This window comes from Ruegeria sp. CDSA020 (assembly GCF_059612345.1).
Genome location: NZ_JBXWQK010000001.1, coordinates 539,318 through 561,467, shown reverse-complemented (window position 1 = coordinate 561,467; position 22,150 = coordinate 539,318). Strand labels below are relative to the sequence as shown.

The 22,150-nt window shown below is 57.2% G+C and carries 25 protein-coding genes; 13 read left to right on the top strand and 12 right to left on the bottom strand.

All coding sequences use genetic code 11. The features are described 5' to 3' along the window. Positions 1-114: 114 nt before the first annotated feature. The 6 genes from AC2FJW_RS02800 to secG form a co-directional block, all read right to left on the bottom strand. Positions 115-828 carry a phosphate/phosphite/phosphonate ABC transporter substrate-binding protein gene (locus AC2FJW_RS02800; RefSeq protein WP_496749157.1) on the bottom strand — a complete coding sequence of 238 codons (714 nt, stop codon included), beginning with the start codon at positions 826-828 and terminating at the stop codon, positions 115-117. Between the two features lie 14 nt (positions 829-842). After that, a complete protein-coding gene (locus tag AC2FJW_RS02795) occupies positions 843-1,280 on the bottom strand; it encodes a tellurite resistance TerB family protein (RefSeq protein WP_281972316.1) in 438 nt (145 codons plus the stop codon). A gap of 20 nt (positions 1,281-1,300) precedes the next feature. Continuing rightward, on the bottom strand, positions 1,301-1,750 hold the full coding sequence (locus AC2FJW_RS02790) for a tellurite resistance TerB family protein (RefSeq protein ID WP_142634606.1): 450 nt from the start codon (positions 1,748-1,750) through the stop codon (positions 1,301-1,303). Between the two features lie 103 nt (positions 1,751-1,853). Further along, positions 1,854-2,618 carry an isocitrate lyase/PEP mutase family protein gene (locus AC2FJW_RS02785; RefSeq protein ID WP_496749156.1) on the bottom strand — a complete coding sequence of 255 codons (765 nt, stop codon included), beginning with the start codon at positions 2,616-2,618 and terminating at the stop codon, positions 1,854-1,856. Positions 2,619-2,720: 102 nt separating this feature from the next. Further along, positions 2,721-4,364, bottom strand: a complete 1,644-nt coding sequence (gene pyrG, locus AC2FJW_RS02780; protein ID WP_496749155.1) for a CTP synthase — start codon at positions 4,362-4,364, stop codon at positions 2,721-2,723. 161 nt (positions 4,365-4,525) lie between these two features. After that, positions 4,526-4,891, bottom strand: coding sequence for a preprotein translocase subunit SecG (gene secG, locus AC2FJW_RS02775; RefSeq protein ID WP_142634600.1), 366 nt, complete (start codon positions 4,889-4,891; stop codon positions 4,526-4,528). A 151-nt stretch (positions 4,892-5,042) separates the two neighbouring features. Between secG and nthA the strand changes: the two genes are divergently transcribed. From nthA to AC2FJW_RS02750, 5 genes are all read left to right on the top strand, one after another. Further along, positions 5,043-5,657, top strand: coding sequence for a nitrile hydratase subunit alpha (gene nthA / locus AC2FJW_RS02770; RefSeq protein WP_496690784.1), 615 nt, complete (start codon positions 5,043-5,045; stop codon positions 5,655-5,657). Beyond that, a complete protein-coding gene (gene nthB, locus AC2FJW_RS02765) occupies positions 5,654-6,334 on the top strand; it encodes a nitrile hydratase subunit beta (RefSeq protein WP_496749154.1) in 681 nt (226 codons plus the stop codon). Before nthA ends, nthB begins: the two co-directional genes overlap by 4 nt. Continuing rightward, positions 6,327-6,662, top strand: a complete 336-nt coding sequence (locus tag AC2FJW_RS02760; RefSeq protein WP_496694990.1) for a nitrile hydratase accessory protein — start codon at positions 6,327-6,329, stop codon at positions 6,660-6,662. The genes nthB and AC2FJW_RS02760 overlap by 8 nt, the downstream gene beginning before the upstream one ends. Before the next feature lie 217 nt (positions 6,663-6,879). Continuing rightward, the gene (locus tag AC2FJW_RS02755) at positions 6,880-8,175 is read left to right on the top strand and encodes an adenylosuccinate synthase (RefSeq protein WP_142634592.1); all 1,296 of its coding nucleotides are present in this window, start codon (positions 6,880-6,882) and stop codon (positions 8,173-8,175) included. Beyond that, complete coding sequence (locus AC2FJW_RS02750) at positions 8,175-8,417, top strand: DUF2842 domain-containing protein (protein WP_142634590.1); 243 nt, start codon at positions 8,175-8,177, stop codon at positions 8,415-8,417. Before AC2FJW_RS02755 ends, AC2FJW_RS02750 begins: the two co-directional genes overlap by 1 nt. Before the next feature lie 113 nt (positions 8,418-8,530). Here the strand turns inward: AC2FJW_RS02750 and AC2FJW_RS02745 are convergent, their stop codons facing one another. Beyond that, a complete protein-coding gene (locus AC2FJW_RS02745; RefSeq protein ID WP_271946328.1) occupies positions 8,531-10,126 on the bottom strand; it encodes a hypothetical protein in 1,596 nt (531 codons plus the stop codon). Between the two features lie 134 nt (positions 10,127-10,260). On the opposite strand from AC2FJW_RS02745, the gene AC2FJW_RS02740 reads away from it, so the two are divergent. Further along, entirely contained in the window at positions 10,261-10,956 is a 696-nt protein-coding gene (locus AC2FJW_RS02740; RefSeq protein ID WP_496749153.1) for a thiamine diphosphokinase, read from the top strand. On the opposite strand, the gene AC2FJW_RS02735 is transcribed toward AC2FJW_RS02740, so the two are convergent. From AC2FJW_RS02735 to AC2FJW_RS02720, 4 genes are read right to left on the bottom strand one after another with little or no spacing between them, the layout of a single operon-like run. Further along, a complete protein-coding gene (locus AC2FJW_RS02735; RefSeq protein ID WP_496749152.1) occupies positions 10,901-11,815 on the bottom strand; it encodes a DMT family transporter in 915 nt (304 codons plus the stop codon). The two genes, AC2FJW_RS02740 and AC2FJW_RS02735, sit on opposite strands and share 56 nt — an antisense overlap. A 43-nt stretch (positions 11,816-11,858) precedes the next feature. Beyond that, complete coding sequence (locus AC2FJW_RS02730) at positions 11,859-12,275, bottom strand: GFA family protein (protein ID WP_496749151.1); 417 nt, start codon at positions 12,273-12,275, stop codon at positions 11,859-11,861. Positions 12,276-12,294: 19 nt separating this feature from the next. Beyond that, entirely contained in the window at positions 12,295-13,668 is a 1,374-nt protein-coding gene (locus tag AC2FJW_RS02725) for an L-serine ammonia-lyase (RefSeq protein ID WP_142634582.1), read from the bottom strand. A gap of 1 nt (position 13,669) precedes the next feature. Further along, a complete protein-coding gene (locus AC2FJW_RS02720) occupies positions 13,670-14,371 on the bottom strand; it encodes a glutathione S-transferase family protein (RefSeq protein WP_496749150.1) in 702 nt (233 codons plus the stop codon). 167 nt (positions 14,372-14,538) lie between these two features. Between AC2FJW_RS02720 and rpiA the strand changes: the two genes are divergently transcribed. The 7 genes from rpiA (at position 14,539) to AC2FJW_RS02685 (ending at position 21,213) form a co-directional block, all read left to right on the top strand. Further along, positions 14,539-15,327 (top strand): ribose-5-phosphate isomerase RpiA, encoded by a 789-nt coding sequence (rpiA, locus tag AC2FJW_RS02715; protein ID WP_271946345.1) that lies wholly within the window; start codon positions 14,539-14,541, stop codon positions 15,325-15,327. 3 nt (positions 15,328-15,330) lie between these two features. Further along, positions 15,331-15,867, top strand: coding sequence for a hypothetical protein (locus AC2FJW_RS02710; RefSeq protein ID WP_496749149.1), 537 nt, complete (start codon positions 15,331-15,333; stop codon positions 15,865-15,867). A gap of 61 nt (positions 15,868-15,928) precedes the next feature. Then, entirely contained in the window at positions 15,929-17,287 is a 1,359-nt protein-coding gene (gor, locus tag AC2FJW_RS02705) for a glutathione-disulfide reductase (protein ID WP_496690776.1), read from the top strand. Between the two features lie 72 nt (positions 17,288-17,359). Then, the gene (gene hflK, locus AC2FJW_RS02700) at positions 17,360-18,502 is read left to right on the top strand and encodes an FtsH protease activity modulator HflK (protein WP_496749148.1); all 1,143 of its coding nucleotides are present in this window, start codon (positions 17,360-17,362) and stop codon (positions 18,500-18,502) included. Continuing rightward, complete coding sequence (hflC, locus tag AC2FJW_RS02695) at positions 18,502-19,398, top strand: protease modulator HflC (protein WP_496749147.1); 897 nt, start codon at positions 18,502-18,504, stop codon at positions 19,396-19,398. Before hflK ends, hflC begins: the two co-directional genes overlap by 1 nt. Beyond that, positions 19,398-19,592 (top strand): DUF2065 domain-containing protein, encoded by a 195-nt coding sequence (locus AC2FJW_RS02690; protein WP_496749146.1) that lies wholly within the window; start codon positions 19,398-19,400, stop codon positions 19,590-19,592. Before hflC ends, AC2FJW_RS02690 begins: the two co-directional genes overlap by 1 nt. 130 nt (positions 19,593-19,722) lie before the next feature. Next, entirely contained in the window at positions 19,723-21,213 is a 1,491-nt protein-coding gene (locus AC2FJW_RS02685) for a Do family serine endopeptidase (RefSeq protein ID WP_496749145.1), read from the top strand. 215 nt (positions 21,214-21,428) lie between these two features. Here the strand turns inward: AC2FJW_RS02685 and AC2FJW_RS02680 are convergent, their stop codons facing one another. Further along, positions 21,429-22,097 (bottom strand): Crp/Fnr family transcriptional regulator, encoded by a 669-nt coding sequence (locus AC2FJW_RS02680; RefSeq protein ID WP_142634564.1) that lies wholly within the window; start codon positions 22,095-22,097, stop codon positions 21,429-21,431. Between the last annotated feature and the right edge of the window lie 53 nt (positions 22,098-22,150).

Below are 22,150 nucleotides of genomic sequence, written 5' to 3'. Positions count from 1 at the left end.
TACTAGGGCTTAAAAATCAGATCAATGCAATGCGCAAATGACAGAGTAAGCGGGTGATTCCGTCAATTTGACGAAGCGTTCTGGTCAATTTGATCATGAATTATCCATCGCAGTTTACAATTTCGACGGATTTGGGACGCGCAGATAATCTTTGGCAGGAATAGAGATCAGGTCATGCAGGTGCAGAAGGTTCCGATCTTGCGGTGACATGGTTTGAATCGCGTTGCGAACTGCGCGTGCGATCTGAGCGGCGTCCTGATCCTTCGCTGTGATATAAGGTAGCGCGGGGGTTGGGGTTGTTTCGGCGACCTCACGCAGAGCTTCTGGAAGGTCGGAATGGACCTTCAGCATCTCCCATGTCAGCGCATCCAGCGCGGCATAATCGGCACGGCCCTCGGAAATGGCTTGAGCAGACAGCGCATGACCACCGGATTGCAGAACCGACGATGGTGTTCGGTGGTATCGTTCAAGGTGAACCATTGGGGCGGCCCATCCGGATTGCGACAGCGGTTCATTATAGGCAAAAACACCATCGGCCAATTCATCAAGATCGCGGGGGTCGTGGCGGCGGGCTACAAAAACCGACCGGTAATGGCCAGGTGGGCAGCCAGGCAACGCGTAATCCGGCGTTCCAACCAACTGCACCTTGCCATGCAGCCGGGTGCGATATGGCATGCCGCAGGCCTGGGCAAAAACCAGATCCGGGTCCAACCAGATATCCCAGACATCCCGGTCTCGGTTTAGGTTTGCGGGGCCATAGCCAAGGTAATCCCGAATCGATGCCCAAAACCGATCATTCGCAGAGCGCAGCGCAGGCATGTCGTACATACCCAGCGTGGCTATCAAGATTTGGCAGCCTTTTGACGGGCCATTGCAGAGTCGACATCACTGATGCCCAACAGGCTGACGACCAGTCGCAGTAAGGAATCCTCTTCACCCGTGCGGTGCCCATCCGCCAGAGCGACCGACCACAAGGCCTGAACGACTGCCAGGCGGTCGTCATAGGCAACGGCCTCTTTGATTGCGCGAGTGAACCGTACTGTGTCCGGTGCTTCGGCCTCGAGATCTTCGGCGCGGGCGCGCAGGCCGGCGGCTTCGAACGGGGATAGGTCATAGCGTTCAATCGAAATCCGGTCGATTCGCGCCATTTCACTGTCGGCATAGTCGTTGTCAGATCGGGCAACGCGCACCAGCAGGGCCGTCAAGGCCAGTCGAGCATCGTCATCGGTGAAAGGGGCGGGCTGAGGCTGGGTCAGTCGAGACAGAAAATCACTAAACATGAGACAGGTATAGAGAGGCCTTACGCCTCTTCCAAGCGTCTTTGCACACGCTTTCTGGCGGTCTTGCTGTCGTTAAAGCTCAGACCCATGGCGATGCGGGCTTCTTCGACGATTTTCATCTCGCCCTCATCTGTATTCCCGTCGGCCAGAACCACCTCCCAGAGGGCATCCAAAGCGGCCAAGCGCTCGTGCAGGTCCGTGGTTTCCCGGATCAGCTTACCGAACGTGTCCGTTTCCGGTGCGGCTGCGTGCAGTTTCTCGCAGGTGGCGCGGACCTTTGCGGCTTCGATCGCATTATGTTGATAAAGTCGGGCGAGGATACGGTCGATCAGGCTGATCTCTTCCAGCTTATAATCCCTGTCCGCTTGTGCAACGCGCACCATAAGCGCCCCGAGTGCAAGTTCAGCGTCTGGGTCGGGCAGATTGTCGTGTTGTGGCGGGCGGAAAGCCTGAAAGAGTTTTTTCAACATGGTCAGAGATTATTCCATATTTGATAACCCGCCAAGCACGGACTATCGCGCAAGGCTCAGAATGATCAAAAGACCGCCTGCTAGAGCCGGATAGCGCGCTGGGTCAGAGTACCTTTCGCGCTTCGTCTTGCAGCCAGGCCAGCATTTTCCGATAGGGTACAGGGCCATAGCTTATACGCGCGACTCCCAGCCCAGCCAAAGTGGCGGTGTCCGGTGTGCCGGGTAATGCTATGATATTTAGCGGCAGGTCGATTGACTTTACCAACCGGGCAATCATGGCCTGATCCCGTAGGCCGGGGGCAAAGAATCCGCTGGCCCCTGCATCTGAATAGGCTTGTGCTCGGACCATTGCCTCTTCCAGCATCGCATCATCATGGGTTTCGGGCTGCGCCTTCAGGAAAATGTCGGTCCGCGCGTTGATAAACGCAGGAACGCCAGCCGCATCGCAGCCTTCACGCATCGCGCTGACACGGGCGGCCTGAGTTTCAATATCGTACAACTCATTTGATCCAATGATCTGGTCTTCGAAGTTGAAGCCGACAACGCCGGATTCAAGGGCCAGCCTGATATTGACAGAGATACCCTGAGCATCAGCCGCATACGCACCTTCGAAATCCAGAGTAACCGGAAGATCAACGGATTCGACAATCCGGCGAGCATTGTCCAGCGCGGCCTGCATCGGGATGTTTTGGCCGTCGCTGACCCCTTGTGCCATCGCAACAGGAGCGCTTCCGGTGGCAATGGCTTGGGCGCCAGCGTCGCGCACGGCACCGGCACTGCCAGCATCCCAGATATTGTACAGGATAACCGGTTCGCCCTTTTTGTGCAGGGCCGCGAATGTCAGTGCATTGGTGATCTGATCGGTCATGGCCGGTCTCCTATCTCTGAGTTGCGGACAGTTAACCGTGCAAAGGGTCAGCGCGTACAGTCTTTTCGCGCTGACCGATACAATCTGCTTTCGTGCCTGGTGTCAGACCAGACGCGAGGTATCCTTGGCAGCGCGCACAAAGTCGCGGAACAAAGGATGCGGGTCGAACGGCTTGGATTTCAGCTCGGGGTGGTACTGGACCCCAATGAACCACGGATGATCCGACCACTCGACGATTTCTGGCAACCGCCCGTCGGGAGACATGCCTGAGAAATTGAGACCAGCTTTTTCCAGTTTGTCGCGGTATTTGATGTCCACTTCATAGCGGTGGCGGTGGCGCTCCTCGATGGCGGTGCCGCCATAGACTTCGGCCACTTTTGACCCTTCGGCCAGAACCGCGTCATAGGCGCCCAGGCGCATGGTGCCGCCCTTGTTATCACCGACTTTGCGTTCGACCTTGTGATTGCCCTGCACCCATTCTTTCAGGTGATAGACCACCGGTTCAAACCGCTTTTTACCGGATTCATGGTCGAATTCCTCGGACCCGGCCTCTTTGATGCCAGCGGCATTTCGCGCGGCCTCAATTACGGCCATCTGCATGCCCAGGCAGATGCCCAGATAGGGCACCTTATGTTCGCGGGCATATTGCGCAGCCTTGATTTTGCCTTCGGTACCGCGCTCACCGAATCCGCCGGGCACGAGGATCGCGTGGAAGCCTTCCAGATGCGGGGCGGCCTCTTCGGTATCGAATACCTCGGCATCGACCCATTCGACCTTGACGCGGACACGGTTGGCCATCCCGCCATGGGTCAGCGCCTCGGCTATCGACTTATAGGCGTCTTCCAACTGGGTGTACTTACCGACGATGGCGACCTTCACTTCGCCCTCGGCATTGTGGATGCGATCACTGACGTCTTCCCATTTGGTCAGATCAGGCTTGGGGGCAGGGCTGATCTGGAAGGCATCCAGAACCGCCTGATCCAGTCCCTCGCGGTGATAGGCAAGCGGAGCATCGTAGATGGTGCTGAGGTCCTGCGCAGCAATCACGCTATCGGGGCGGACGTTACAGAACAAAGCCAGTTTTTCACGTTCCTTGGTCGGGATCGGGCCTTCGGACCGGCAGACCAGAATGTCGGGGGCGAGACCGATCGAACGCAGCTCTTTTACCGAGTGCTGGGTCGGCTTGGTTTTCAATTCGCCCGAGGCTTTGATGTAGGGCAGCAGGGTCAAGTGCATGAACAGGCATTGGCCGCGTGGTTTGTCCTGGCTGAATTGGCGGATGGCCTCAAAGAAGGGCAGGCCTTCGATATCGCCCACGGTGCCGCCGATCTCGCACAGCATGAAATCGACTTCATCCTCGCCTATGGCGATGAAATCCTTGATCTCATTGGTGACGTGCGGGATCACCTGAATGGTTTTGCCCAGGTAATCGCCGCGGCGTTCTTTTTCCAACACGTTGGAATAAATCCGCCCGGAACTGACCGAGTCGGTTTTGCGCGCGGCTACGCCGGTAAAACGTTCGTAATGGCCAAGGTCCAGATCGGTCTCGGCCCCGTCATCGGTGACGAAGACTTCGCCATGTTCAAAGGGCGACATCGTGCCCGGATCGACATTCAGATAGGGGTCCAGCTTGCGCAGACGCACCGAATACCCTCGGGCTTGCAACAGCGCGCCCAAAGCCGCCGAAGCCAATCCTTTGCCCAAGGATGAAACCACACCACCAGTGATGAAAATAAAACGCGCCATGTTTTTCGGCTGCTCCCCGTGAGACGTCAATATCAGCTGCCCGGCGGTTCAAGAAAAACCGCTGCATCACGGGACTTCACGTATAAAGGATTCGCGCCAATAGCGCAAGAGAACCGCAAGATGCTGTTGCAGTTCTCTTTTCGGTTTCTAGGTTTTGTGTGTCAGTTGGCCTGCGGGATCAAAGGCGCGTTGTCACCCTGCGCCGGAGGCAACAGGTCATCTGCCGACGGAATCGCCGGTGTGCTTTCTTCGGTCGCGGCCGGTGCCTGTGTCCCAATCCGGTCGAGCACAGAGCTGCCCGAGGATTTTTGTGCCGCCAGAATGGTCAGCGTGATCGAAGTGACGATAAAGCACGCGGCTAAAATCCAGGTCACCTTGCCCAATGCTGTTGCAGCCGACCGGCCAGCCATGGCACCGCCTCCGCCGCCACCCATGCCAAGGCCGCCGCCTTCGGACCGCTGCATCAGGACGACGGCGATCAGGCCCAAAGCCAGAAGAAGATGGATAATGAGAACGACGTTTTCCATGGTGGTCCTGTACAGCGTGGCGTGTATCGCGAGGTACTTATGCAAGTTTGGTTCCGGGGGCAAGTCACGAGTTACCATCACGCCAAGTGATCTTCGGGATCACAGCAAAGAGACTGGACAGGCAAGGGGATGGTAAAGCAGGCTGCGGCCTATGCCACATGACGATCCCGACCACCCGCACGCCTTATTGCCACCCGAACCCGCCCTGCGCGTCAAGGCGCTGGAAACGATTCTGACCCGCAAGGGTTTGATCGACCCGGCGGCTTTGGATGAGATCATCGACACCTACCAAAACAAGATTGGCCCGCAGAACGGCGCCCGGGTTGTTGCCAAAGCCTGGACTGATCCGGCCTTTAAGGCCGCACTGCTTAAGGATGCAACGCCCGAGGTGGCAAAGCTTGGCTTTTACGGTCGGCAAGGCGAGCACATAGTTGTTGTCGAAAATACCCCTGATCTCCACAACATGGTCGTTTGCACGCTTTGCAGTTGCTACCCATGGCCTTTGTTGGGGATTCCACCGGGGTGGTATAAATCGGATGCCTATCGTGCGCGGGCCGTGCGTGAGCCGCGTAAAATTTTGTCAGAGTTCGGAGTTTCTCTGGCGGATGAAACAGCCGTGCGGGTTTGGGATTCAACGGCCGAGATACGCTATCTTGTTCTACCCATGCGCCCCGATGGCACCGATGGGATGACCGAAGACGACCTGACCGCGCTTGTGACCCGTGACAGTATGATCGGAACCGGCCTGCCAAAGGTGCCGTCATGACCCGCGTTCACGATATGGGAGGACGGTTCGGCGACGGTCCGGTGATCCCCGAATCCCAAGATGCAGCGATTTTCCCAGAAGAATGGCACGGGCGCGCATTGGCACTGACATTGGCTGCCGGGTTTCTGGGACAATGGAATATCGACATCTCGCGCCATGCACGCGAACGACTGTCGCCCAAAGACTATGCACGATTCTCTTACTACGAAAAATGGGTGTCAGCACTTGTAGATCTGTTGGTAGAGCAGGGGGTCCTGACTTTGGAAGACCTTCTGGGCCAAGGAACGGATGCTTCACATCCTTTGGCTTCCCGCGCGCTGACAGCCGGGGCGGTAGAGGGCGCACTGTCCAAAGGCGGTCCGGCTGATCGACCCTCGAATATCGCGGTGCAGTTTGATCCCGGCCAAAAGGTGCGTACAGTACGACCGGCTGCCAACCGCCTGAAAAACGGTGGTCATACCAGGTTGCCATCTTACGCTTCTGGCGCTTGCGGTCGGATATTACGCCTGCATGGGACGCATGTTTTGCCGGATTCCAATGCTCATGGTCTGGGAGAGGCACCTGAACCATTATATGCGGTTGCATTCCCAGCCTCTGAGCTTTGGGCCGATCCCGAGAACCGAAATGACGAGGTCATATTAGATCTGTGGCAAAGCTATCTGGTGCCCGATGAGTGAGTGTAACGCACAGCCATTACCCGAGCTGGCATTCGCAGAGCCCTGGCATGCACAGGTCTTTGCGGTCACGGTCGCGTTGAATGAAGCGGGACGATTCGAATGGTCGGAATGGGCCGATCGGTTTTCGAAGATGCTAAAACGCCATGGTCTGAGCAAAGAGCTGAATGGTGGCAACGACTATTTCCATGCCTGGCTGGAAACACTCGAGGCCTTTTTAGCCGAAATGGGTGACGCGAACCCAAGTGATGTCGCTGCAGTATCGTTGGATTGGGAGAAAGCCTATCTGACGACTCCACATGGTGAACCCATTCATTTGTCGAATGGCTAGAAAAGGGGCGCTGCCCCCGCCGCGGCCAGCCGCGACTCCCCCGAGATATTTTGTGCCAGATGAAGCAAGGGATCTTCTCTTCACCTGGCCAAAAATACCTCCGCCGGAGGCACCACGCACAGCGTGGTTATGATCTGCGGCGAATTATCGGTTTCCCTGTCGCTGACACATCGCTATACGAGCCGGGTTTGATATCTCAGCGCAAAAAGGACCAGATATGGCCAATGTGGTTGTTGTCGGCGCCCAGTGGGGTGACGAAGGAAAAGGCAAGATCGTCGATTGGCTCAGTGAACGGGCCGATGTGATCGCGCGTTTTCAAGGCGGGCATAATGCCGGTCATACGTTGGTAATCGACGGTGCCGTCTATAAGTTGCACGCTCTGCCATCCGGTGTGGTACGTGGCGGCAAGCTGAGTGTCATCGGCAATGGCGTTGTTCTGGATCCCTGGCACCTGCTGAAAGAGATCGCAACGATCCAGGCGCAGGGAGTCGAGATATCGCCCGAAACGCTGATGATCGCAGAGAATACCCCGCTGATCCTGCCCATCCACGGTGAACTGGACCGCGCGCGCGAAGAGGCCGCAAGCAAAGGAACCAAGATCGGGACCACCGGTCGTGGAATCGGCCCCGCATATGAAGATAAGGTTGGGCGGCGTTCTGTGCGGGTTGCTGACCTGGCAGACGAAGCGACCCTTGAGGCACGCGTAGATCGCGCGCTGCAGCACCATGACCCGCTGCGCAAGGGATTGGGGATCGAACCCGTGGACCGCGATGCACTGATTGCTCAGCTGAGGGAAATTGCGTCCGAGATTCTGCCTTTCGCAGCACCCGTTTGGAAAGTACTGAACGAAAAGCGCAAGGCTGGTAAGCGTATTCTGTTTGAAGGCGCGCAGGGTGCCCTTCTGGACATCGACTTTGGAACCTATCCGTTTGTGACCTCGTCCAACGTGATCGCCGGTCAGGCGGCGACCGGTGTCGGCATCGGGCCCGGCTCGATTGATTTTGTCCTTGGCATCGTAAAGGCTTACACGACCCGTGTGGGTGAAGGGCCGTTTCCAACCGAATTGGATGATGCGGATGGCCAGCGTCTGGGTGAGCGTGGGCACGAGTTTGGTACCACCACCGGGCGCAAGCGGCGTTGCGGCTGGTTTGATGCCTGTCTGGTGCGCCAAACCTGTGCCACTAGCGGCGTAAACGGTATTTCGCTAACCAAGTTGGACGTGCTGGATGGATTCGAGACGCTGAAAATCTGTGTTGCCTATGACCTTGACGGTAAGCGTCTGGATTATCTTCCCACTGCAGCCGATCAGCAGGCACGATGTACTCCGATCTACGAAGAGGTGCCTGGTTGGAGCGAATCAACGGAAGGCGCGCGCAGTTGGGCGGACTTGCCTGCAAATGCCATCAAATATGTGCGTCGGGTCGAAGAGTTGATCGAATGTCCGGTTGCATTGCTGTCCACTAGCCCAGAGCGGGATGACACCATTTTGGTGACAGACCCGTTTGCTGACTGATGGCGGGCGAACAGAAAAATGGCCTGAGCTATAAAGCGCGTCGTCGTTGGTCGATGGTGCTGCTGCTGATTGGCCTGCCGGCTTATATCGTTGCGGTGGTGACGGTGATAAACTGGTTGGACCGGCCACCAATATGGTTGGAACTTCTGGTATATGTAGCGCTCGGCATTTTGTGGGCTCTGCCTTTCAAATTCATCTTCAAAGGTGTCGGAAAAGAAGATCCTAACGGGTCCTCTGACTGAGCGGCCAATTTGGGGCTCATCCTGCGACGGGTTCATACGCCTGCCCACAAAAGATCGCCCAATGAAAAAGGGCCGGAGTTGGTCTCCGGCCCTTTTTTCTTTTCGGTTTGAATTCAGCCTGCGGCGCGTTCATCTCCGTCAGGGCGGAACCCGATCTCGTCCGAAGCCGCAAACCGACCTCCGCCAGCTTTCTCAATCTTGCCATCGCGCAGCAGTTGCCCGAATGAGCGCAAGCTTTCCTCGCGATTAAAATCGTCCTGCTTGAGAGAACGGATCTTGTTCATCAGTTGCGGGCGCGAGAACTGTTCCTGTCCTTCGATGAACGACAGATAAGATGCCGCAGCTTCCAGCAGGTCCGGCAGAGATTGTGCGCCCTGTTCCTGCGCATAGTGCGCAAAGCCGCTTTCCTCGATCGGAAGACCCAGCGGTTTGGATTTTACACGGCGCGGAGAAATCGGCCCCATTTCATCCTCGTCTTTATTGTCGATGCGCTGTTCAGCAACCAGCTTGAGGGGAGCGGCAGGCTCTGCCTTGGGACGGGCAGTTGTAACATTGCTTTCGGGGCGGCGCGGGCTGATCTGCTGAGCCTGATTACGGTTCAGCGCATCTGCACGATCAGCATTGGTTGCGGCCACTGCATTGCGCAGACGGGAATATGTCTCGCGCTGAGTGGCAGTCGCGGGATCATCCATCTGTTCGACCGCCTTTTCCATCAGGCGAGAAACGTCCTCGTCCAGGTTCGGTTCCTCAGGCAGAGGCTCGGATGCACGGGCGGACAACACGGCTTCGACGCTGGCGATTTCGTCAAGCAGAGTTTCCTCGTCTTCTTCGGTCAAATAGCCGGCAACCTCTTCAGGTTCGTCTGCGTCCGCCGAAATGTCTTCTGTCAGGATATTGTCGATTTCGTCGCTCTCGGCTTCGTCCGTCTCGGCACTCAGATCCGAAAACAAAACCTCTTCTGCCTCGACAGTGGTCACATCGTCGGCGATGGGTGCGACATCAATTTCTGGCACGGCGGGGGTCTCTTGGGCCGGGCCTTCGATCTCTGCCTCTTCCGCGACGGGTGAGGGCATGTCCATCTGAGGTTCGGGCTCAAATTCCTGAGCCGCTTCAACCTCAGCATCGGCCGCGGGGGATTCGGCCAGATCTGTGGGGGTCAGAGTTCCGGCCTGAAAGGCAGCCGATACGGCATCAGTTGGGCCGGTTTCGGATTTCATCAGGGGGGAATCTTCATCCTCGGCGTAGATCACCGAGTTTTCTTCGCTATGAGAGACTACCGCCCGGATCCGTTGCAGCTTTGCGGCGATACTATCGGCGGCAGGTTCGGGTCGACCCTCAACCGGCTCGGCCTCTGCGATGGGCGCTGACTGTGAGGGGGCAGCGGTATAGGCCGGAGCACTCGGGGTACTGGGCGGGGTCATGGGCGCGGTAGAAAGGGACGGTGAAGCGGCACGGTCTTGCGCCCGCAGAAGCAATCCGTTTTCGCTCTGGCTGGCTTCGACTTTACGCGTCGCATCTCGCTGAGCAATGCGGGTCAGCATTTCGGCGTCTGGTTGCGGGGGCTCGGACCCAAAATACCTGTCATCCGCTGCAAGGTCGCGGAAGTATTCGGCAATCGACTTCATCGTTTCAAAAGAATCGTCAAATCCTTCCAAAGTGCACGAGAAGGTTCCGTAGGAAACTGTCAAAACCTTGTTATTCTGTACCATCAGACGTACGTCCTCTACAAACTACACGAGCCATCAGCCCGGTCGTGGGCAGAGCTATTGGCTCAGAACTTTGTCCATGAACCTATCATTTTGTGGTCTCAATGTGTCAAAACCCGGAAAAAATGATCAATCTCATGAAAAAGACGCGAATTGTACGTTCGAAAGAGTCAATCACGCTGGTTGGAAGCGGTCAAATTGGCCCTGAAGATTTGGATTTGGCGTTGATTCGCACAAAATTGGCCGTCGCCGCGGATGGTGGGGCGGCAAGTTTGTTGGGAATTGGGCGCATTCCAGACGCTGTTATCGGTGATTTTGATTCGCTCGATTCGGATCACAAAGATCAGATTCCGCTGGATCGACTGTTTCCAATTAGCGAACAAAACAGCACGGATTTCGACAAGGCCCTGCGCAGTGTCGAGGCGCCGCTGGTGATTGGGGTCGGTTTTCTCGGGGGGCGTCTGGATCACCAGTTAGCAGCACTCAACGTCTTGGTTCGCAGGCAAGATCAGCCCTGTATTCTGATTGGCGAAAGTGAGATTATCTTTCACGCACCCCCCCAAATCTCGGTTTCTATGGCGCCTCGAGATGTCGTCTCATTGTTTCCATTGCAGCGTGTATCAGGGCAAAGCCGCGGCCTTGAATGGCCAATCGACGGTTTGGTGATGGAGCCGAACGGCGCTGTCGGAACGTCCAACCGCGCATTGGGCTCGGTTGAATTGCGTATGGATGGGCCGGGCCTTTTGGTAATGTTTCCCAGGGCGATGCTGGATCAGGTCATGCAGGCGCTTCTGTCGGTGCCGTCCGGGCGCTGGCCCGCTCACGCAGAATGACATAGAGGCCGGCAGCGATGGTGATGCATATGCCCAAAGCGGCGACACCGTCGGGCAGGTCGTGAAAGATCAGCCAGCCAAACACCGTAGCGACTGGGATTTCGAGATACTGCATCGGGGCCAATGTTGCAGAGGGTGCATATCGCAGCGACCAGGTCATGAACAGATGTGCGACCGTGCCGAGAAGCCCGATTGCAAGCAAAAGCCAGACATCGCCCAAATTCGGAGCAATCAGGGACAGCTCCCAGATTCCGGCGGGTGTTCCCACCAACAGGGCAGGCAGTAGGATGACAGAAGCTATGACGCCCGACACGGCCTGCAGAGCAATGGGATCTGTAGCTTTTGCAATTTGCCGGGTCACGAGCATGAACAGGGCAAACACCACCGCGACGACAAGTGGAAGCAAAGCCGCATATCCGACCTCGGCAAAGCTGGGTTGAATGACAAGCAATGTACCACCAAAGCCCACAAGGCACGCAATCAGGCGTCGCTTGCCGACTTCTTCCTTTAGTACCAGTTTGCCAAGAAGCAACATGATAAACGGCATAACAAAGGCGATGGCCACAGCGTCGGCCAGCGGCAGGTATTGCAGGGCAGAGAACATCGCGGCGATGCCGACGATGTGCAGCAGGGTTCTTATGACAGCCAGGCGAAATATACGCCCCTGCATGCGCCAGGGTCTGCCGGTCCAGACGACCAGCGGAACCAACAACATGGCTTGAATGGCAAACCGGACAAAGACCAGCATTCCAAGCGGCACGGTTTCACCCAGTAATTTGGCGACCGCATCCCCCAAGGGTGCAAGCGCGCAAAAGCCAAGCATCAGCACGATGCCAAAAACGGGACGGTCCTGTGTCATGATGAGACGCTAGCGATTTGATTGAACCGGGGAAAGGCGAAAGCTAGGGGTCGGGCAGCGGTTGTACTTTGGTGTAGTCCGGGCCGATGCAGATCGGCAGCCCGTCATCCAGTTTCAGCCAGCCCAGCTGCTCTTCATGCGCGACATGCAGCGTGGGCTGCAGTTGGTTAGGGTCGTCCAGAAGGGCCACATACAGATGCATCACGCCGGACATCGTGTCGGACCGGAATGAGATCGGCGAGCCGCAATCAGGACAAAAGCTGCGTTCTACGCCGGGTGAGGATGCGAATGTCTTTGGTGCCTGGCCCGTCCAAGTCAGCTGTCCATCGCGGATCCCGAAATAGGCCGTCATCGGGGCCGCGCATTGTCTGCGGCAACTGTCGCAGTGGCAGGTCACACAGGACAGAACAGGCGGGTCCACCTGAAATGAAACTTTACCGCAAAGACAATGGCCATCCATCATGCTTCCCTGCTTTGTTTCAGCAATTCGGCACGTTCACCGCCAAACCGCCCAATGACGTTTCCTTGTATTTTTCATGCATGTCATGCCCTGTCTGACGCATGGTTTCGATGACGGCGTCCAGTGGTACGAAATGGTGACCATCTCCGCGCAGGGCCAAGGAGGCCGCTGATACCGCCTTGATCGCACCCAGCCCGTTGCGTTCGATACAGGGTACCTGAACCAGCCCGGCGACAGGATCACAGGTCATGCCGAGATGATGCTCGAGCGCAATCTCAGCGGCATTTTCCACCTGTTCCGGGGTGCCGCCCATAACCGCGCACAGCCCGGCAGCAGCCATGGCTGCGGCGCTGCCGACTTCAGCCTGACACCCGGCCTCGGCGCCCGAGATTGAGGCGTTGTATTTGACCAGCCCGCCAATAGCGGCCGCAGTCAGCATGAAATCTTCGATGTGGTTCTCTGAAGCACCGGGTACATGGTCCAGATAATAGCGCATTACCGCTGGAAGAACCCCGGCAGCACCATTGGTGGGGGCGGTCACCACCTGACCGCCAGCTGCGTTTTCTTCGTTCACGGCCATGGCGTAAACGCTCATCCAGTCGTTGATCGTGTGGGGCGCGTTCAGGTTCATGCCACGTTCGGCCATCAACGCGTCATAGATGCCTTTGGCGCGACGACGCACGTTCAAACCGCCTGGCAGAATGCCGTCGGTGGTCAGACCGCGCTCGATACAGTCGTTCATGACCTGCCAGAGGCGCGCGGTGCCTTTGGCAAAACTGTCTGCACAGCCGCGCGCGATCTCGTTGGCGCGCTTCATCTCGGCGATGCTTTTGCCGCTGGTTTTGGCCATGTCCAACATCTCGACCGCCGATTTGAAAGGAAAGGGCACCGGTGCACCTTCATCTGTTGCCTTGCCCTGGGCCAGTTCTTCCTCGGTCAGAACAAAGCCGCCACCGATCGAGTAATAGACCTGCCGCAGGATCACGTCGCCCTGTGCGTCCGTGGCCATCAGGACCATACCGTTAGCATGGCCCGGCAGATTGTTTTCATAGTCGAAAACCAGATCGGCCTTGGGATCGAACTGCAGCGTGGGCAATCCTTCGGGGGTCACGCTGTGGGTCTCACTTATGCCAGCCAGTGCGGCCTCGGCCCGTTCGTGATCATATGTGTCGGGCACAAATCCGGCCAGGCCCAGGATCGTGGCGCGATCGGTTGCGTGGCCGACACCGGTAAAGGCCAGCGACCCGTGCAGCGACCCGCGCAGCCCTGAAAATTCGAACGGAGAGGCGCGCATCATGTCCAGAAACCGCGCGGCAGCAACCATTGGCCCCATCGTATGGGACGAGGACGGGCCAATGCCCACTTTGAACATATCGAAGACAGACAGAAACATATCAGGTAGCAAAGCCTTCCGGTGGGTTAGCATAGGTTGGTGAGGTAAAGGGTGTAACCCCTAAACCCTCGGCCGCGATTGCGGCGCGTGTGGCGGGGCGCGTCTCCAACTGCATCAGCATTCGCTGCAGATGCGGCGTGTCAGCGATCTGAAACCAGCTGCGATCAGCCTTCGCAGGATAGAGCGCCATCCAGCGCATCTGACAGGCCAGATAATAACTCAGGACCGATGGTATGTCCGGGCTCAGCCAGGGCGGCGCGCTTTTCGCAACTTCATCAAGCTGGCGCAAGTGCTGGCGCAAACGAGGGCGGATACCGGCGCGCAAAGGATTGACCTGCGCTGCGTCTATATACTTTTCGGCGTAAAACAGAATACGCAGATCAGCGTGCAGCGTATTGGAGGCAAAGAACAGCCACTTCAGAAACGCGGCGCGGTTGCTGTCCATGGGGGTAGGGGCCAGCCGGCCATGCGTATCCGCCAGCCACAACAAGATAGCAGCGGTTTCGAAGATCGGCCCCTGTGGTGTTTCCAATACCGGGATCAGCCCATTGGGGTTCAGCGCGCGATATTTCGGGCTGTCCTGTGCGCTTTGGCGGCGGTCTACCAGAACCGTTTCATAGGGCAGGCACATCTCTTCCAGCGCCAGCCGGATGACCAGCGAAGCATTGTCCGGGGCATAGTGCAGGCAGTAAGGCGTGTTCATGCGAACTATGTATACCTCACGTATGTTATCAACAGACCTGATTGCGACGTTTCCCATAGGAAACGCGTAGTTTCGCGACATGTTGGTCTACCGATCCGGACAATTCTCTCTCGCAGTTGTCGTAGGCATTCCGTATAAGTTCCGCAGCAAATTAGGGGGATGCTGAAATGGCCGGTGATCTGTCGCCCATCGACACTGCAAAATACGTCGCAGCACGCCGTGCGGCTGACATGGTGCAGAATGGGATGCGAGTCGGCCTGGGAACCGGATCGACCGCTGCATGGATGGTGCGTCGGCTGGGGGAACGGGTCAGAGAAGAAGGTCTGGCGATCAAGGGTGTTCCGACATCGACCCGGACGGCCCAACTGGCCCGTGAACTGGGCATTGAGGTTGTTTCCCTGGATCAGGCGGGATGGCTGGACATCACCATCGACGGTGCGGACGAATTCGACAGAGAGCTTAATCTGATCAAGGGCGGCGGCGGCGCGCACCTGCAGGAAAAGATCGTAGCCACGGCCAGCGACCAGATGGTGGTCATCGCCGATGCCGGCAAAGAGGTCGAGACTCTGGGTGCCTTCCCATTGCCGGTCGAGGTGATCCCCTTTGGCTGGCAGACCACACGCACCCTGATCGAAGAGGTGCTGGATACCATGGATGTTCTCGGTACCCGCTCGGCGCTTCGCATGAACGGAGAAGCGCCGTTTGTCACGGATGAAGGCAATCACGTGCTGGACCTGCATTTGCAACGGATCGGAAACCCAAGGCAGATGGCGCTGGTGCTGAACCAGGTACCCGGCGTGGTCGAGAACGGGTTGTTCATCGACATTTGCGACAAGGTCGTGATCGGTTATGGAGATGGCCGGGTCGAACTGCGCGACATCAACGAGGGAACGGTGGAACTGGACGAGTTGTTCGATGGCGGCAAAGACAACCTGTTCACGGATTTGGCGGATTAAGGTATGAGCACCTCTCCGGTTGCTGAATACCGCGAAACCGAAGCAGGTTTGGCTGCGCGAGCCAGGACGCTAAAACGTAACCTGATAAAGATCGGGATTGCGGCTGTGGTGGCGGCGTGGGGTTTTGTTTCCGCGGGGTGGACAGGTGGCACGCTTTTCACATTGGTGCTCGTTGTCCTTACTTCCGTCGTGTTGTTCATGAACTATCTAGTCTCACTCAATATGCCGTCGCTTGTGGCCCTAGTGGACTCCGGTGGATTGAAGCTCCGCACGCGTAGAGGAACGATCCAAGACATTGTTTGGCCTGATGTACGCTACATTGATGCGTTCGACGAAACCGAGCAAAAACGACGCCCTATTTTTTTTGTTAGCTTCAACAAGTCAGATGGCGGGCATGAGTGTTTACCCCTTCCGTTGCAATCCATGCCGAAACCCATATCTGAGTGTTTCGTAGAGACGATTGAGCATTATCGACCAAATCTGTATGCGTCCTGGCAAGATCAACTGTCCCAGTGGTCCAGTCTGGGCCGTCATGAGTGACCGGGTACATCATTGATGATGGCTCGATAGCGTTGTCAGAAAACTGAAAGAGGCACTGTAAATGAGCTTTGACTATGATCTTTTCGTCATCGGAGGCGGCTCGGGCGGGGTCCGGGCGGCGCGTGTGGCGGCTGGCGAAAACGGGGCCAAGGTGGCGTTGGCGGAAGAGGATCGCTATGGCGGGACCTGCGTGATCCGCGGATGTGTCCCCAAAAAGCTGATGGTTTTTGCCAGCGAATTCTCTGGCATGGTCGAAGATGCGCAGGCCTATGGCTGGGACGTCAAACCCGGTGCATTTGACTGGGATTTCTTTCGCGGCAAACTCCATGCCGAGCTGGACCGGCTGGAAGGCATCTATCGCAACATCCTGAAAAACAACGGCGTCGAAAGCTTTGATCAGCGTGCACACGTGGTGGACGCACATACCGTCGAGCTGGCCGATGGCACCCGCATGACGGCCAAGCATATTCTGGTCGCCACAGGCGGACGCCCTGTTGTGCCCGAGTTTCCGGGCTCGGACCTGGCGATCACCTCGAACGAGATTTTCCATCTGGAAAAACTGCCCGAAAGCATCCTGATCGTTGGTGGCGGTTATATCGCCAGCGAGTTTGCAGGAATCATGAACGGCATGGGCGTGAAAACCACCCAGTTCTACCGCGGTGCGCAAATCCTTCGGGGTTTTGACGAAGAAGCGCGCGGTCTGATCAGCGAAGAGATGTGCCAGAACGGGATTGATCTGCATCTGGGCACCAATGTGCTTGAGATGGCCAAAGACGGTGACAAGATTCGCGTAAAGGCCACCAATGGCACGGAACAGCTGTTTGACGTGGTCATGTATGCCACTGGTCGCGCGCCCAATGCCGACAATCTGGGACTTGAGGCGATCGGCGTTGAACGCGGCCGCAAGGGTGAGATCATCGTGGATGATTACAGCCAGACCGGCGTGCCCTCGATCTATGCGATTGGCGACGTGACGGATCGGGTAAACCTGACTCCGGTTGCGATCCGCGAGGGGATGGCTTTTGTCGAAACCGTATTCAAAGGCAACCCGACACCTGTGGATCACGACCTGATTCCAACTGCGATTTTCACGCAGCCGGAATTCGGCACGGTCGGGTTGAGTGAAGAAGACGCTGCAGCCCAAGAGCCGGTCGAGATCTATGCAACCTCGTTCAAGCCGATGCAAAAGGCATTCGCAGGTGGCACGCAGCGGGTTTTGATGAAACTGATCGTCTCTCAGGCCACGCGTAAGGTACTGGGCTGTCACATTGTGGCGCCGGGCGCCGGCGAGATGATTCAACTGGCTGGCATTGCCGTCAAAATGGGCGCAACCAAGGAAGATTTCGACCGCACCGTTGCAGTTCATCCGGTCATGGCGGAAGAACTGGTAACAATGCGTCATCCTGTGCGTACGGCTTGATTTGCAACCGCGCGCACACAAGTTACAAGGGAACCCGTGATCACACGGTTCAACACAAGGGAATAGATAAAAATGGCGGGCAACAGCGGCGGCCCCTGGGGGGGCGGAGGCTCTTCTGGCGGCGGAGGAAATCGGGGTGATAACGGGGACGGGCGCAAGCCCCCTGAAAACGAGGGCCCGCAGATCCCCGAGATCGACGAGCTGATGAAAAAAGGCCAGGAACAGCTGCGCGTCCTGATGGGCGGCGGCGGTGGCGGCCGTGGCAGCAATGGTTCGAGCGGTGGCGGAGGTGGTCCCATCTTTACCAAAGGGACTATTGCCATTGGGTTGGTGGTGGGTGCAGTCCTTTGGGGTGCGGCCAGCTTTTATACGGTAAAGCCGGAAGAACAGTCGGTAGAGCTGTTTTTGGGTGAATTTTCAAACGTTGGAAATCCCGGTCTGAACTTTGCGCCTTGGCCATTTGTAACTGCCGAGGTCATTCCTGTGACCCGCGAACAGAACGAAGACATGGGCGGAGCCCGTGGTAGCGATGATGGCTTGATGCTGACCGGCGACGAAAATGTTGTTGATATCGACTATCAGGTGGTCTGGAACATCAATGACCCGGCCAAGTATCTGTTCAATTTGCGCGACCCGCGCCAGACGATCCGCGCCGTGTCGGAATCGGCCATGCGCGAGATCATTGCACAAAGCGAGCTGGCACCGATCCTGAACCGAGATCGGGGTGTGATCGCTGATCGCTTGCAGGAATTGATTCAATCGACGATGGACAGCTATGATTCCGGCGTGAACATTGTGCGTGTCAACTTTGACAAAGCCGACCCGCCACAGGACGTAATCGCGGCCTTCCGCGACGTTCAGGCCGCCGCACAAGAACGTGACCGTCTGCAGAACGTCGCCGACGCCTATGCCAATAAGGTACTGGCCGAAGCACGTGGTGAAGCCGCGCAAGTTGTGGAAGAGGCCGAAGGGTATCGCGCCCAGCAGATCAACAGTGCTCAAGGTGAAGCCAGCCGCTTTAGCGCGGTTCTGGAAGAATACTCCAAAGCGCCGGATGTAACGCGCAAACGTTTGTATCTGGAGCGGATGGAGCAGATTCTGGGTGATGTCGACAAGATCATACTGGACGAAAACTCGGCCGGTCAGGGACAGGGCATTGTGCCGTATCTGCCGCTGAACGAACTGCGCCGCAATCAATCCGGGGAGAGCAACTGATGCGTAAGTCACCCATTATCCTCATCCTTGTGGTGATCCTCGGCGTTGTTGCGCTGTCATCGATCTTTATCGTGGACGAACGCCAGCGCGCATTGGTTCTGCAATTCGGCCGTGTGGTCGCGGTTAAGGAAGAGCCTGGTCTGGCGTTCAAAATTCCACTTATTCAGGAAGTTGTCCGTTATGACGACCGTATCCTGTCCATCGACGTTCAACCGCTTGAAGTGACGCCGTTGGATGATCGGCGTCTGGTAGTCGATGCCTTCGCACGGTACCGGATTTCTGATCTGAACCAGTTCCGCCAGGCGGTTGGTGTCGGTGGTATCCCGGTTGCCGAGGATCGTCTGGACCGCATCTTGCGCGCTGAAACCCGCGAAGTTCTGGGTTCAGTTTCGTCCCGTGACATCCTGAGCTCGGACCGGGCTGCGCTGATGCTGCGTATCCGCAATAGTGCGATTGCCGAGGCACTTGCGCTGGGTGTGACCGTCATTGACGTGCGTCTGAAAGCGACCGATCTGCCGCAGGCCAACCTCGAAGCGACGTTTGACCGGATGAAGGCCGAGCGGGAGCGGGAAGCTACAGACGAACGTGCCCGTGGTAATGAGGCGGCACAACGTGTACGTGCCCAGGCCGACAGGACCGTGGTCGAATTGGTGTCGGATGCGCGGCGTGAGGCTGAGATCATTCGCGGTGAGGCTGACGCCGAACGCAATGCGATCTTTGCCGAAGCTTACGGAGCGGACCCTGAATTCTTTGAATTCTATCGTTCGCTGACCGCCTATCAGAATGCTTTGCAGGGCGGTAACAGCTCGATGGTATTGAGCCCGGATTCCGAGTTCTTCAACTATCTCAAATCACCCACCGGCCGGGGCCAAACGGCGGGGCAGGCGTCTGAATAATGGGTATGATCTTTCTGGCCTTTGGGCTGGTGTTGATTGTCGAGGGGCTGGCCTATGCGCTGGCCCCTTCGCTTATTGAACGTATGCTAGAGGCGTTGCGGTCTATGCCAGAGCAGGCACGTCGGCTTGCAGGATTGTTATGTATGGTGGGAGGTCTCGTGTTGCTATGGGGTGCATATCAGGTCGGGTTTTGAACAACGGCTACACTTCATGGTGATTTCCCCGCGATCCTCAGTTGCGGGCAAGGACAAACCAGCTACATTGGATATCAAGAAGGGCCGCCTGCGGGCGATCCAGATAGTGTTGACGACAAGGAGTTCCCACGTGCAGTCACAAGCGCGCAGTATATCCGTCCGGCGGGACGACGTTGTTGGTTTCATGCGGTTAATGTGGCTGGCCTTTGCCGGGATGCTGCTTGTATTGGCGCAGTCAGTGGCCGCCCAGGCGCGGGGCGAAAGCCTGGCTCCGCTGGCCGATAAGATCAGCCCAGCGGTGGTCAACATCACCACTTCGACACTGATCGAGGGTCAGACCGGCCCACAGGGGATCGTTCCCGAAGGCTCTCCGTTCGAAGATTTCTTTCGTGAGTTTCAAGACCGTAACGGGGATGAAGATAACCGCCCCCGCCGCAGCAATTCGCTGGGCTCGGGGTTTGTGATATCCGAGGATGGTTTCATCGTTACTAACAACCACGTTATTGCCGAGGCTGATGAGATACTGGTCGAATTCTTCCCGGGCGACGGTCAACCGAAGAAAGAACTGCCTGCGAAAGTGATCGGTACGGATGAAAAAACCGATATCGCCCTTTTGAAGGTCGAGGCCACCGGGCCGCTGAAATATGTCAAGTTCGGCGATAGTGACATTGCGCGCGTTGGCGACTGGGTGATTGCGATGGGCAATCCGCTGGGGCAAGGGTTTTCGGTTTCGGCGGGGATCGTCTCGGCGCGGAACCGCGCGCTTAGCGGATCTTATGACGACTATATCCAGACCGATGCTGCGATTAACCGGGGGAACTCGGGCGGGCCGCTGTTCAATATGGATGGCGAGGTGATCGGCGTGAATACAGCGATCCTGTCGCCGAATGGTGGTTCGATCGGGATTGGCTTCTCGATGGCCTCGAATGTGGTGGTCAAGGTTGTCGACCAACTGCGCGAGTTCGGCGAGACCCGCCGCGGTTGGCTGGGTGTCCGCATTCAGGACGTGACCGAGGATATGGCCGAGGCGATGAGCCTGGACAAGCCGGGTGGTGCGCTGATCAGCGATGTACCCGAGGGCCCGGCCAAAGAGGCAGGCCTGTTGGCGGGCGATGTGATCCTCAGCTTTGATGGTGTCGAGGTCGATGACACCCGTGGATTGGTACGTCAGGTTGGTGAGACAACGGTTGGCAAGTCGGTCCGTGTGGTGGTGCATCGGGATGGCAGCACGCAGACAGTGCTTGTGACTCTGGGCCGCCGCGAAGATGCCGAGCGGGCCGAAAGCGAAGAGGGTGAGGCAGAAGAAGCCCCGGTTGAGGAAAATGCCGATATTCTGGGGCTGACGATATCGCCCGTGACTGAAGCCCTGCGTGCTGATCTGGGGCTGGAGCCGGATACCGAGGGGCTGGTTGTGACCGAAGTGGACGAGGCGTCAGAAGCCTATGCCAAGGGTTTGCGCGCCGGTGATCTGATCACCGAGGCTGGCCAGCAGAAGGTCACTGCGATTTCTGATCTCGAGGACCGAATGGAAGAAGCCCGCACGGCCGGGCGGAAGTCACTGCTGCTTTTGGTGCGGCGCGGTGGAGATCCACGCTTTGTCGCGCTGAGCCTTGAAGAGTGATCTCTTAGGTTGAACAAACAGAAAGGCCAGGGCACCTGCTCTGGCCTTTTTTCTGTGCTGAAAAAAGATGAGCCACACGCCGGGGAAGGCGTATGGCTCTGGTACAGGGAGAGGTCAGTGGACAGATATCGGGGATGATTCTCTGACCTCCTACGGTAACAGTTCCTAACGTAATCTTAATGCGATCCGTCGTATGTGAAGCAGGTCACAACAGGTCAAATGAGGTCGGAATCCGCCAGTTCCCGCAGTGCCTCAAAATCATGGATCATCAGGCCGCCCCGCGAAGCTTCGACAACCTTGTCGCGTTTCCAGGTTGAAATTGTCTTTGAGACAGCTTCGCGCGTGGCACCAACGAATTCGGCCAGCTCGCTTTGGGACAGGGTAATGCGAGTGGTTGGATCGTCTTGAAGGTTGGACAGATGCAGCAGTTTGCGCGCAAGCCGGATAGGCATCGGCAAAAAGACCTGTTCATTCAGTTGCGACCCCATCCACCGCATGCGCAAACCGGCCAGTCGGATCATATCCACCGCAAGGTCAGGATGTTGGCGGATCTGGTTCATGACATCGGACCTACGCACACGCAGCACCCGAGAGGCCTCGGCCGCGGCCACGGTTGCGGTGCGGGGGCCATTGTCGAACAAGCCGATTTCACCAAAGACCTCGCCAGGCTTCATCAATGTCAACGAGAGTTTTCGACCGCTCATCGCCAAGAAGGACACCTCTAGCGTGCCGGCAAGAATGGCATAGAGGGCATCCCCTTCATCCCCTTGTTCGAAAAGGATATCACCAGGTTCGAGAGAAATCTCTGTCGCCTGTGCCGAGAGCATTGATCTCAGCCGGTCTGAAGCTTCGGATAGAAAGCCACTATTTGGGAAAGCCGTCATTTGGTGTGGTGCTCCGGCGGGAAAAGGTGAGTGGTGACACAACTTTTCATAGC